The sequence below is a fragment of the Kordiimonas sediminis genome (genome assembly GCF_014656395.1).
In the GTDB taxonomy this organism is placed as follows: domain Bacteria; phylum Pseudomonadota; class Alphaproteobacteria; order Sphingomonadales; family Kordiimonadaceae; genus Kordiimonas_A; species Kordiimonas_A sediminis.
In genome coordinates, this window is record NZ_BNCI01000002.1 from 119640 (window position 1) to 131157 (window position 11518).

Here is an 11518-nt window from a genome sequence, read left to right on the forward strand (position 1 = left end):
GTTACCTAACGCGGCTAACGCCAACAGAAGATTTATTATCTGTTGGGGATAATTTGAAGCTTTTCATCTCACCCTTTTTGATGGTGGCTTCAAAGGGTGTTTTCCCGTGTCTGAGGCGACCTCTGCCCTTTTGTGTCCAGACTTGCCCGGACTCTGTCCAGAAGCGTTTCATCCCTTCCGCATTGGTACGGACTTCTACAATCGTAACCAGAATAGTTTCTTTGGTGTCCAGGGTTGGGCGGCTAACCTCGCCAAATGCCTTGAATTGTTCTTCTTCAACTTTTTTTTCGCTGAAAACCGTACCGCGAGCGAAAGCATCATAGCAGACTACCCGCAGGGCAGAATCATCAATGCGCAGACAGTCTTTAAAAGTCTTATAGTCGTCTTGATCATCGGCACTAAGTCCTGAAATACCAGCGGTTAGGGACAATGAAAGCATCAAGATTTTATTCAGTGACAGCATTAAAAAATATCTCATTATTAAACTAAATGTATATAGAGCATGGAACATTTGGAAACTTCAAGTCATCAAATAATATATAATTATAGTCGGCTCTAAAATAATGGATTTACACAGTATTATAGAGTATGCAAAGTTACCGTATGGGCACCACACATTTTATTTAGATATTAGGATTTTACATGACTGATTATAGTGCATTGTTGGCGGGATATACAGGATTTGAAAAAGGGCTAGACGTTTCAAATCCTGCGACTGGCGCTTCTCTGGGGACGGTTAAGGATTGGTCGGAAGAAGAAGTGACTTCGGCGATTGCGGATGCCGCTGAAACCTTCAAAGAATGGTCACAGCGTACGGCAAAAGACCGTGCTGCTGTTCTTCGCCGCTGGTTCAATTTGATCAATGAGAATGCAGAGGCGCTGGCGCATATCATCACAGCGGAATGTGGTAAACCTCTTGCAGAAGCACGGGGCGAGGTGGCGTATGGTGCTTCCTTCGTCGAATGGTTTGCCGAAGAAGGCAAGCGCATTTACGGTGATATTGTTCCAACCCATGCAACAGACAAGCGTATTATTGTCATGAAGCAGGCCATTGGTGTTGTATCTGCTATCACACCGTGGAATTTCCCGGTTGCGATGATTACCCGTAAGGTTGCTCCCGCGATTGCGGCTGGCTGTACAGCGTTGATTAAGCCAGCTGAGGCGACTCCTTTATCTGCTTATGCGCTAGAGAAGCTGGCGATCGAAGCGGGAATGCCAAAGGGTGTATTCACTGTTGTCTCGACCACAGACCCGGCGGGCATTGGTAAAATTCTGACAACGCATCCGACTATTCGCAAAATTTCTTTCACAGGTTCAACTGCAGTTGGAAAGCTTCTTTTGGCGCAGGGTGCAGGCACAGTGAAAAAAGCCAGCATGGAGCTTGGTGGTAACGCACCGTTCATCGTGTTTGATGACGCTGACATTGATGCGGCTGTAGCAGGCGCCATGGTTTCCAAATACCGGAATGCTGGCCAGACGTGCGTGTGTGCGAACCGCTTCTTCGTACAGGAAGGCGTCTATGACGAGTTTGTTGAAAAATTCACCGCGGCGATTAAAGGGCTGAAAGTCGGCGACGGTGCGGTTGACGGCACAACAGTTGGCCCACTGATTAACGAAGCAGCGGTGGATAAAGTGGCTGGCCTTGTAGACAGTGCAAAAAAAGAGGGTGCAACTGTTACACTTGGCGGTAATCGCCACGATGCGGGGCCTAACTTCTTTGAGCCAACGGTACTGACGGGCGTTACCTCAGACATGGAAATTGCGTCATCAGAGATTTTTGGTCCGATTGCACCTATCTTCAAATTTAAGGACGAAGATGATGTTGTCCGGCAGGCTAATGATACGCCTTATGGGCTATGTGCGTATTTTTACTCGCACAACCTTGGGCGCGTGTGGCGTGTTGCAGAAGGGCTGGAATACGGCATGGTTGGCATCAATGAGGGTATCATCTCTACCGAACTTGCACCGTTCGGTGGTGTCAAAGAATCTGGTCTCGGGCGTGAAGGGTCCCGCTACGGCATTGATGACTATGTTGAAATTAAATATTGCTTGATGGGCGGTATTGGTAAGTAACTGCCAAGTAAAAACTTTTTGCTAACAGACAAGGGAGTAGGTCACTACTTCCTTTTTCATAACCGGGACAGTGTGAGACTTGCTGTATAGGCGCGGCGTATTACGTGCAGTGTCAGATGGCCTAAATTCATACGTGTATACTGTGTTATCCGTAGTTGTTGTCATTATCATAATCTAAAGTTTGTTGTGATTTCTGCATCCCTCTATGGTATACGGGTGTCAGAGGGGGTTCTCTGAAACAGAGGCCAATTGGAGGAAAAAATGAGAAACTCAGTTAGATCCGTTGTTACAGCTGTTGCGGCACTTGCCTTTGTTGGAAGTGCGTCCGTATCCGCCTTTGATCACCACGGTAAGGACAAAGACAAGAAAGAAATGTCCGAGGAGATGAAGGCAAAATGGGCCAAGATGTCCGACGAAGAAAAAGCTGCATACAAAGCTAAAATGAAAGCGAAGAAAGAAAAGTGGGCTAAAATGTCTGCTGAAGAAAAAGCCGCTTACAAAAAAGAAAAAATGGCGAAGAAAAAAGCTGAAAAAATGAAGAAGAAGACAGAGGAAGAGTCTGAGACTTAATATCTGCTGATATTCTATGCAGGAGTGCCGTCACATCAGTTGGCGGCATTTTTGTTTGTTGCGGCGGTGATAGCCCAGCTTGGTTATGTAAAATTCTATATGGTTTTCAAACATAGTCGCTGTATGGTGGTGTATCAAATCTAAAAGAAGTGGGTGTATTATGTCTGAGCAATTGATCAAGGCCGAGATAGAAGGCCGTATTCTTATTATCACTATCAACCGTCCTGATAAGAAAAACGCCCTGACCGTTGCCATGTATGCTGCGATGGCTGAGGCATTGCGGTCAGCGTCGGAGAATGCGCAGGTACGGGCGGTGTTGTTAACTGGCGCGGACGGGGCCTTCACCGCAGGTAATGATCTAATTGATTTCCAGCAAAATCCTCCTGCGGGGCCAGATGCGCCCGTTTTCCAGTTTATGCAGGCTATTCTGAATCTGACAAAACCCCTGATCGTCGCAGTGAACGGTATGGGAGTTGGTATTGGCCTGACAATGTTGCCCCATGCGGATGTTGTGTTAATGGCCCGGTCTGCCTTTTTGTCAGCACCTTTTGTGGATCTTGCTCTTGTCCCTGAATTTGGTTCCAGTATTTTGTTGCCGCGTCAGATTGGGCACGCCATGACATCTGATATTTTCCTGACAGGACGGCGCCTGACAGCAAGCGAGGCATGTGAGTGCGGCCTTGTATCGCGCGTATGTGATGACAATTCGATTTTTGATGAAGCAATGAAAGTGGCGCAAATCATCGCCGCGAAAGCACCTGAATCGGTTCGGTTGACGCGGGAGCTTGTGCGCAAAAGTTACACAGAAGAACTGGAAACCCGAATTAATGAGGAAAATATACTGTTTGGTAAGCGGTTACGTTCCCCTGAGTTTATGGAAGCGGCGATGGCGTTCATGGAAAAGCGCGCACCGGTTTTTGATTGATGGCTAGCCTTCTTTTCATTGCCATAGGGCTTAGCGGGGCAAAAATATTGCAGATGATTATTCTGCGGACCATGCCGCAGCGCTTGGTTGAGGTATGGGCTATCATTCTGATTATCGCAGCACTTGTATATGGTGCCCTTGCTATATTGTCGGGGGATATTGACGCCCTGCGACGGGAAGCCATTGGAGTGGTTGTTTTTACGCTTTTGGCCTATGCAGGGATCAAGCAGCATGTGCTGTTGCTGGCGCTTGGCTGGTTTGGTCACGGCATGTGGGATATCTTTATTGATACTGGTACCATTGATATCGCGCCCCTTTGGTACGGGTATCTGTGCCTTGGGTTTGATTTATATGTTGCCGGGATGCTATGGCATTATCACCGTTTGTCCACAAGACGTGCATGACCCCGCTGCAGGAGAGTATGAGTGCAGTTTTCATTTCTTCCCGACCATCGTCACATTGACAGTATGGGGCATCAGGACCGTATGGAAGCCCAGTATCAGTTTATTGCAGACTGTGGCTGGTCAGAGGCTGATCTTTTCCCCCTGCAGGCTGATGCATCCGGAAGAACATACACGCGGTTGATAAAATCTGATGCAACGGCGTTGCTGATGGACGCATCAACGCCAGGGCAAAACCTGGGTGCTTATGTCTCTGTTGCAGAAGGGTTGTCGGGCATGGGGTTTCGTGTACCGGCAATTTATGCACAGGATTTATCTAACGGATTGGCGCTGATCGAGGATTTTGGCGACAAAACTTTCTCCAATGAACTTGGCAGCGCGGCTGGTGATGATGAGGCAACTCTTTATGACCTGGCACTTGACGTGCTACTGAAGCTTCGTGAGACACCGGTCCCAGCTACGCTTCAGGTGCCTGATTATAGTCTTGATAAGCTCCTCGAAGAAGTAAGCCGTTTTCTAAAGTGGTTTGTGCCTGCTGTCAGGGGGGCAGAGGTCTCCGAGGATGAGACCAAGATCTTCCTGGATGCATGGTCAGAAACCCTTGATGTACTTGATGATGAAACAACAGTTTTGGTGCACCGGGATTTTCATGTGGATAATTTAATGCTGATCGACGGAGAGGCAGGGGTTAAGCGCTGCGGTCTTCTGGATTTTCAGGATGCCGTGTTAGGAAGCCCCGTCTATGACCTTGTTTCCTTGCTTGAGGATGCCCGCAGGGATGTTTCACCTACCATAAAAACTAATGTCATCCAGCGTTATCTGGACAGGGTTAGGGTGCAGAATTCAGCGGCACTGAAGCGTGATATGGCTATTTTGGGGGCGCAGCGGCATACAAAAATTCTTGGTATTTTTGTGCGCATGAGTGTGGAGAAAGGGAAGCATGGATATCTTCCCTATATTCCGCGGGTGCAACAGCAATTATCGGCTGCACTGGAGCACCCATCACTTAAGAAAGTGCGCAAAGCTACTGACGACATAGTGCCAGACTGGCGCACTGCTACATTTACTTCTTACGAAGGGTGATCTAGTGGCTCATAAATACCGGAATTTTACTTTCCGTTGACAGCCAATTGGTAACGCCGCCCAATATCAGTTCACGCCAGCGTGCATGACTGTAAGCGCCAATGACCAGCATGTCTGCCCCAACGCTTTCAGCTGTTGCGTGAATTTGTTCGGCCACACTTGCCTTTGTTTGGTCGTCAGAGCGTTTCTGAACATTGATACCGTGCTGTGCCAAATAGTCTTCTAGCTGGTCAAGACCGGGTCTGTCCGGCTCCACATCACCAATTTGCAGCAGGGTAACTTTTTCGGCATCCTTTAGAATTGGCAGGGCAGCGGCAACAGCACGCGCCCCTTCTACCCGACCATTCCAGCAGATCAGCGCATGTTTACCGAGTGTGGTTGCCTCCCAGTCGTCAGGCATCATTAATACGGGCCTGCCTGAGCGGAATAACAGCTCGGAAAATATATCTTCCCGGTCAGGGTTGTCGGGGTCTGGTTGCAGACATAATGATAAATCAGCAGTGCGTGCCTGACGCCCAACATTGCCTGTCAGGGTTCCAACCTGTTCGGTCCACTGCGCGGTTGCTTTATCGTGGGAATAACCGTCCAGATACGGCACAGCGGACGCATCAAGCAATTGCAGGAACTGTGCTTTTGCTTTTTCTGCGGCGGTTTTGCTTTCAACCTCTGCTGAATCGCAAATTTGCTGGATCATATCAGCGGTCAGGCCTTCCCCAAGATACGGAATGCTGGTACGAGGGTCAGCACGAAAGAACAGTGCATTCAGGGTTCCATTTGACCGGCGGGCAATCTCAACACCCGCTTTGACAAGGCCCGGAGACGACACCATGGCACTTAATGGTAGAAGAATTGACTTTAACATGTTGAACCCCTTGTGTGACTAATTGCTATGAATAAGTGTATAGACTAGCATGCTTCAAACATTGATTGGGATCAATTTCATTCATCAGTCGTTCAGAAGAAAACGGATAAAAGAACAGGTATGTTGAAAGTTTTGTCCATATTTGGCCTGGTTTTGATTGCTGTTGTAGCGCAACCCGATGTTTTGCGGGGAGGCGTGTTTACTGCTGTGCAGGCATCAGATGACCATAATGATGCGCTGGCTGCGATCAAACGTGGTGAAATTCTTCCCTATTCTAAAATTCGCCGTATTGTTCAAAAGAAAATGGGCGGCAAGATTATTGGTGAACGGCTGCGGCGTACGAACCGTGGCTGGGTTTACGAACTGCGCATTCGCGGCGACAAGGGGAAGATCCTGTTTGCCATCGTTGATGCGAGAACGGGTAAAATTCTAAATCGGTAAAGCGTGATGCGCCAATCAATTTGGCCAGTAGCATGCCCATGGGGGGCAAGGAAGTAACGAGGCAGGATATGAGAATATTGATTGTAGAAGATGATCAGGATCTGGCGCAGCAGATGGCAGGCGGTCTGACCGATGCAGGATATGCTGTAGATGTATCAGAAGATGGTGAAGATGGTCACTTTCTTGGTGATACGGAGCCTTACGATGCTGTTATCCTTGATCTGGGGCTTCCCGTGATGGACGGCGCAAGTGTGCTCAAGAAATGGCGGGCAGCAGGAAAATCCATGCCTGTCCTAATCCTGACAGCACGGGATAGCTGGACTGATAAGGTAGAAGGACTGGATGCTGGCGCCGACGATTATTTGACCAAGCCCTTCATCATGGAGGAATTGCTGGCGCGCTTGCGTGCCTTGATCCGTCGTTCGGCTGGGCAAACAAGTTCTACGCTGACCTGTGGTCCTGTTCTTCTGGATACACGGAACGGGAAAGTCAGCGTGAATGGTACGGCGATCAAATTAACGGCGCAGGAATTCAAGCTTTTGTCCTACATGATGCATCATGAAGGTAAAGTAGTGTCGAGAACCGAGCTGACAGAGCATATTTACGATCAGGATTTTGATCGGGATTCAAATACGATTGAAGTGTTTGTCAATCGAATCCGAAAGAAGCTTGGGGTACCACTGATCGCTACGGTGCGCGGCCTTGGGTACCGTCTTGAATGGGTAGAGGAGAACGCGTGACAGAAACCGCCACAGCTCCGGAAACAGGCAGGCGCTTTTTTAAAAGCCTGACAGGTCGTTTGCTGTTGGCTGCGGCTATTTGGTCTTCGGCATCGCTGTTGATTGGCGGATATGTTCTTTCTTTTGCATTTCGGTCCTATATCCAGATGGATATGGACGAGCGCATGGGCGTTTTGATGGATACCATGGTTGGTGCCAGCGAGATTTCAACCGACGGAGTTTTACGTTTCTCCCGTCCGCTATTTGATCAGCGTTTTGTTACCCCGTATTCCGGTATGTATTGGCAGGTATCAGAAGAAGGCCAGCCAGCTTTTCGGTCCAGGTCACTTTGGGATCATGAACTGGAAGCGGATTTGTCATCGCGCCGTTTCGCCCTGACATTTACTGAAAAAGAAGGACCGGAAGGGCAGGTGCTCCGGGTGCTGGAACAGGATGTGATCCTGCCCGAAGCGGATAGAATATTCCGCTATATGGTCGCGGAGGATACTGCAGAGATTACAGACGCCATCAAACGGTTTGATGGTTTACTCCTCGTCGCGCTGACAACAATTTTTGTCATGTTTTCTTTGGCGTTGATTACTCAGGTTCGGTACGGATTGCGTCCTCTGCGGAGTATTGGGCGAAAATTATCTGCTATTCGGTCTGGCAAGGAGGCTCGTTTGGGAGAGGACTGGCCAGAAGACCTGAAACCCCTTGCAGAGGAAATTGACGGACTTTTGGAGCAGAATGAGAAGCTAGTCGACCGTGCCCGCACCCATGTTGGTAATTTGGCACACGCGCTGAAAACACCGCTGAGTGTTTTACGTAATGAAATTCAAAACCCCACCGGGGATCAGCGGCTCTATGAGAAACAGCTTCGTGCCATGGAAGACCATATCAATCACCATCTGAAACGGGCGCGGATTGCGGGTGGCGGTTCAGGAAAAGGGCTGGCTGTTTATGACCGACTACAGAAACTAGAACGCGCTATCGCGATCATGTATAAAGATAAAAACCTGATAATAGATATGACATGCCCGTCACCACTGAAGTTTGATGGCGAGAAAGAAGATTTTGACGAAATAGTCGGTAACATTATGGAAAATGCCGGTAAGTTCGCTGTGTCGCGGATTGAGGTTCGGGTAACACCCTTGCCGGAAAAAAGAAATCGGGCGTTTTTCGAATTACGGGTTGATGATGACGGTAAAGGGGTACCAGACGATGCGCTTGAGACCCTGTTCGAGCGCGGAAAACGTCTGGACGAACATGTGCCTGGGACTGGGCTTGGCTTAGCGATCGTGCGCGACATCGTAGATATGTATGGGGGCCAGTCCCGTCTGGAACATTCGCCGCTTGGCGGGTTGTCCGTTGTTCTGATTTTACCTGAAAAACGATAAAATCAGATTATCTGATTAAAGGCTTGGTGCTCTAATAACTGGATATGAGTTTAAGGAGCTTTGGCCGGCGTTTTAATTTGTAGGCCAGCATAGGCGATGAAGGCCCAGCCTATCATCAGGCAAATGCCGCCAAGGGGCGTGATCCAGTGGAATATGCCAAGACTACCGGCTCCCATCAGTGCTCGATAATACAGGCTGACGCTGAATCCCAGGATGCCAAGCAGGAAGAAGACGGCCGCCCAGCCGCCAGCGCGTGCACCGTGGCGTACAAGCAGCGCAGCTCCCAAAATCATAACCGCATGCAGCAAATGGAACTGGGTGCCAAGGCTATATATCTCCAGACCATCAGCGCCCAGACGTGATTTCAACCCATGGGAGCCAAGGGCCGCAAGCAAGGTTGCAATAAAACCATTCAGGCCGGACACTATAACCCAGTATGAAGACCGCATAGACTATACCTTTTTGATATAAAATATATTTGTTCTGGCGGGGACAGTAGCTTAGTGTGCGTCAAAGTAAAAGTATAGATGACTATAGGGACATGGGATGAAAGCTAAATTTATGAAATCAGCGCGGACAGGGATTGCCCTGCTGGCGCTTTCAATGTTTGCAGGAATGACCGGAGGCGTATCTGTGGCAGACGAGGAAAACCTTCGCGGGGATAACCGCGGCACAAGAATATTTGGCGCAGACTGGGCAGGGCGTAGTGTAGTTCATGCTGTCAATGGTATGGCTGCTACGTCACATCCGCTATCAAGCATGGTTGCCATTGATGTCCTGAAGGCCGGCGGTAACGCGGTTGATGCCGCGATTGCAGCCAATGCGGCGATTGGACTGATGGAACCAACAGGAAACGGTATCGGCGGTGATCTGTTTGTTATTATCTGGGACCCGAAAACACAGAAATTATATGGGTTGAACGGTTCTGGCAGGTCAGCTAAGGGTCAAACCCTGGCAGACTTGAAAGCGCGTCTGGACGGTGCAGACGGTATCCCGTCATGGGGTAGCCTGCCCATCACAGTGCCTGGCACGGTTGATGGCTGGTTTGAGATGCATGATAAATTTGGCCGTCAGTCGATGGCTGATAACCTTGCACCTGCAATCAAGTATGCGCGGGAAGGTTTTCCGGTCACGCAGGTTATTGCGGAATATATGGAAATATACCGTGCTCGGTATGAAAAGCAGCATGCTGCGGGGGTGATTGAAGAAATTGATAACTACCGCGCTACGTACCTGATTGACGGTAAAGCCCCTGTTGAAGGACAGGTCTTTAAAAACCCTGATCTGGCGAATACTTTGGAGAAAATTGCCAAGGGTGGGCGTGATGCCTTTTATAAAGGAGAGATCGCGGATACGATTGATGCCTATTTCAAGCGTATTGGTGGCCCCCTTCGCAAACGTGATTTCGCTGAACATACAAGCACATGGGTAGAGCCAGTGTCGGTTAACTATCGTGGGTACGATGTTTGGGAACTACCGCCGAACGGACAGGGTATCGCAGCACTCCAGATGCTGAATATTCTGGAAGCCTATGACCTGAAATCCATGGGGCACAATAGTGCGGATTATTTGCATGTTATGACCGAAGCCAAGAAATTGGCCTTTGAGGACCGTGCACGGTTCTATGCGGACCCTGATTTCGTTGATATCCCGGTGGACGGTCTTTTGTCCAAAGACTATGCAGCAGAGCGCAGAAAGCTGATTGATATGCAAAAAGCGGCGCTTGAAGTGGATCACGGTGACCCGAAACTGTTGCAGGGGGATACCATTTATATGACCGTCGCGGATAAGGACGGTATGATGGTTTCGCTTATTCAGTCTAATTACCGGGGTATGGGCTCCGGCCTTGTTGCTGATGGTCTTGGCTTTATCTTCCAGGATCGTGGTGCACAATTCTCGCTGACGGAAGGGCATCCCAATGTATATGCGCCGGGCAAACGTCCGTTCCACACGATTATTCCGGCCTTTATGACCAAGGATGATGTGCCATTGATGAGCTTTGGCCTGATGGGCGGCGCCATGCAGCCACAAGGCCATGTTCAGATGGTGGTGAATATAGTTGATTTTGGCATGAATCTGCAGGAAGCAGGGGACGCTGCACGTTTCCACCATATCGGATCAACCGAGCCAACATGGCGTGGCCGCATGCAGGATGGTGGTCGTCTGGAACTGGAGTCTGGTGTCAGAGCCGAGGTGGTCGAAGAACTGCGTCGTCGTGGTCATACGGTGAAAATTACCACAGGGCCGTTTGGTGGCTATCAGGCGATATGGCGTAATCCGGTGTCCGGCGTATTGTCTGGAGCGACTGAGATGCGTAAAGACGGCGCGGCAATTGGCTACTAAAAAAGAAAAGGGAGGAAAACACAGTCTGTTTTGGGGATAAGGGCCAAAACAGAGGTTTTCCTCCGCAGGTATTTGGAAAGGCGATTCTGAACCAGGCGTTCAGGTCGCCTTTTTACTCTGGTACTGAATGCAATGATTGTCTTGGTTAAGGAACCAGAACAATCGGAATACCAACGCAGTGTGCAAGTGAGTTCGCAACACTACCCATCAGCAGGTCAGCAACCCGTGAACGACCACGACGACCCACAAAGATCATATGTGCACGGTCTCTTTTTACAACATCGCGGATCACTTCCACTGGCTGACCCCAGTAGAATGCAGTTTCAAATTCTACGCCGCTGTCTTTGTGTTTTTCAACCAACTGACCAAGAATTTCTTCGCGTGCAACACGCTCTTCCTCATGCTTTTCCAGGGGGCGCATAGCAATTTCCTGTTGAGTCAGAGGTGCATACCCAGACCACGGAATAACAGTGATTAGCTTAACAGTTGCGCCAGACTTTTTGGCCAGATTAACGGCTTGTTGTGTTGCGCGTTCACCCCACTCACTCCCATCAACTGCAACAACATACCGATACTTAGACATTTAGATGCTCCCCTAAAAAATGGTTTATGCGATACAGCGTTCCATACGCTGCGTCAGATATTGTGTTTGTCCCGGAAACTTTCAATGGGACAGTTTGTCACATTCGAAGTATACAGGCACC

Annotated in this window: 13 protein-coding genes; 9 read left to right on the forward strand and 4 right to left on the reverse strand. The window is 49.2% G+C overall.

The window, feature by feature from the left end; genetic code table 11:
• Position 1 precedes the first annotated feature (1 nt).
• Entirely contained in the window at positions 2-463 is a 462-nt protein-coding gene (locus tag IE181_RS08140; protein ID WP_191251819.1) for a hypothetical protein, read from the reverse strand.
• A gap of 179 nt (positions 464-642) precedes the next feature.
• Between IE181_RS08140 and IE181_RS08145 the strand changes: the two genes are divergently transcribed.
• The 5 genes from IE181_RS08145 (at position 643) to IE181_RS08165 (ending at position 5052) form a co-directional block, all read left to right on the forward strand.
• Positions 643-2073: an NAD-dependent succinate-semialdehyde dehydrogenase gene (locus tag IE181_RS08145; RefSeq protein WP_191251821.1), complete on the forward strand. Its 1431-nt coding sequence runs from the start codon at positions 643-645 to the stop codon at positions 2071-2073.
• 261 nt (positions 2074-2334) lie between these two features.
• A complete protein-coding gene (locus IE181_RS08150) occupies positions 2335-2643 on the forward strand; it encodes a hypothetical protein (protein WP_191251824.1) in 309 nt (102 codons plus the stop codon).
• 160 nt (positions 2644-2803) lie between these two features.
• The gene (locus IE181_RS08155) at positions 2804-3568 is read left to right on the forward strand and encodes an enoyl-CoA hydratase (protein WP_191251826.1); all 765 of its coding nucleotides are present in this window, start codon (positions 2804-2806) and stop codon (positions 3566-3568) included.
• Positions 3568-3972, forward strand: a complete 405-nt coding sequence (locus tag IE181_RS08160; RefSeq protein ID WP_191251828.1) for a DUF6010 family protein — start codon at positions 3568-3570, stop codon at positions 3970-3972. The genes IE181_RS08155 and IE181_RS08160 overlap by 1 nt, the downstream gene beginning before the upstream one ends.
• A gap of 21 nt (positions 3973-3993) precedes the next feature.
• Positions 3994-5052, forward strand: coding sequence for an aminoglycoside phosphotransferase family protein (locus IE181_RS08165; protein ID WP_191251830.1), 1059 nt, complete (start codon positions 3994-3996; stop codon positions 5050-5052).
• Between the two features lies 1 nt (position 5053).
• Here IE181_RS08165 and IE181_RS08170 read toward each other — a convergent pair whose 3' ends face one another.
• Positions 5054-5914, reverse strand: coding sequence for a universal stress protein (locus IE181_RS08170; RefSeq protein ID WP_191251832.1), 861 nt, complete (start codon positions 5912-5914; stop codon positions 5054-5056).
• Positions 5915-6034: 120 nt separating this feature from the next.
• On the opposite strand from IE181_RS08170, the gene IE181_RS08175 reads away from it, so the two are divergent.
• The 3 genes from IE181_RS08175 to IE181_RS08185 all read left to right on the forward strand — a co-directional run bounded on the left by IE181_RS08175 (position 6035) and on the right by IE181_RS08185 (position 8471).
• On the forward strand, positions 6035-6355 hold the full coding sequence (locus tag IE181_RS08175) for a PepSY domain-containing protein (protein ID WP_191251834.1): 321 nt from the start codon (positions 6035-6037) through the stop codon (positions 6353-6355).
• A 68-nt stretch (positions 6356-6423) separates the two neighbouring features.
• Positions 6424-7095: a response regulator transcription factor gene (locus IE181_RS08180; RefSeq protein ID WP_191251837.1), complete on the forward strand. Its 672-nt coding sequence runs from the start codon at positions 6424-6426 to the stop codon at positions 7093-7095.
• Positions 7092-8471 (forward strand): sensor histidine kinase, encoded by a 1380-nt coding sequence (locus IE181_RS08185; protein ID WP_191251838.1) that lies wholly within the window; start codon positions 7092-7094, stop codon positions 8469-8471. The genes IE181_RS08180 and IE181_RS08185 overlap by 4 nt, the downstream gene beginning before the upstream one ends.
• A 50-nt stretch (positions 8472-8521) precedes the next feature.
• Here IE181_RS08185 and IE181_RS08190 read toward each other — a convergent pair whose 3' ends face one another.
• The gene (locus IE181_RS08190; protein ID WP_191251840.1) at positions 8522-8920 is read right to left on the reverse strand and encodes a DUF423 domain-containing protein; all 399 of its coding nucleotides are present in this window, start codon (positions 8918-8920) and stop codon (positions 8522-8524) included.
• Between the two features lie 166 nt (positions 8921-9086).
• On the opposite strand from IE181_RS08190, the gene ggt reads away from it, so the two are divergent.
• Entirely contained in the window at positions 9087-10814 is a 1728-nt protein-coding gene (gene ggt, locus IE181_RS08195; RefSeq protein ID WP_191254128.1) for a gamma-glutamyltransferase, read from the forward strand.
• Positions 10815-10959: 145 nt separating this feature from the next.
• Here the strand turns inward: ggt and IE181_RS08200 are convergent, their stop codons facing one another.
• Positions 10960-11397 carry a universal stress protein gene (locus IE181_RS08200; RefSeq protein ID WP_191251842.1) on the reverse strand — a complete coding sequence of 146 codons (438 nt, stop codon included), beginning with the start codon at positions 11395-11397 and terminating at the stop codon, positions 10960-10962.
• Positions 11398-11518: the final 121 nt, after the last annotated feature.

Bases quoted from the DNA above. Each gene is read 5' to 3' on its own strand.
- IE181_RS08140 (WP_191251819.1), bottom strand. From the start codon at position 463: ATGCTGTCACTGAATAAAATCTTGATGCTTTCATTGTCCCTAACCGCT.
- IE181_RS08145 (WP_191251821.1), top strand. From the start codon at position 643: ATGACTGATTATAGTGCATTGTTGGCGGGATATACAGGATTTGAAAAA.
- IE181_RS08150 (WP_191251824.1), top strand. From the start codon at position 2,335: ATGAGAAACTCAGTTAGATCCGTTGTTACAGCTGTTGCGGCACTTGCC.
- IE181_RS08155 (WP_191251826.1), top strand. From the start codon at position 2,804: ATGTCTGAGCAATTGATCAAGGCCGAGATAGAAGGCCGTATTCTTATT.
- IE181_RS08160 (WP_191251828.1), top strand. From the start codon at position 3,568: ATGGCTAGCCTTCTTTTCATTGCCATAGGGCTTAGCGGGGCAAAAATA.
- IE181_RS08170 (WP_191251832.1), bottom strand. From the start codon at position 5,914: ATGTTAAAGTCAATTCTTCTACCATTAAGTGCCATGGTGTCGTCTCCG.
- IE181_RS08175 (WP_191251834.1), top strand. From the start codon at position 6,035: ATGTTGAAAGTTTTGTCCATATTTGGCCTGGTTTTGATTGCTGTTGTA.
- IE181_RS08180 (WP_191251837.1), top strand. From the start codon at position 6,424: ATGAGAATATTGATTGTAGAAGATGATCAGGATCTGGCGCAGCAGATG.
- IE181_RS08190 (WP_191251840.1), bottom strand. From the start codon at position 8,920: ATGCGGTCTTCATACTGGGTTATAGTGTCCGGCCTGAATGGTTTTATT.
- ggt (WP_191254128.1), top strand. From the start codon at position 9,087: ATGACCGGAGGCGTATCTGTGGCAGACGAGGAAAACCTTCGCGGGGAT.
- IE181_RS08200 (WP_191251842.1), bottom strand. From the start codon at position 11,397: ATGTCTAAGTATCGGTATGTTGTTGCAGTTGATGGGAGTGAGTGGGGT.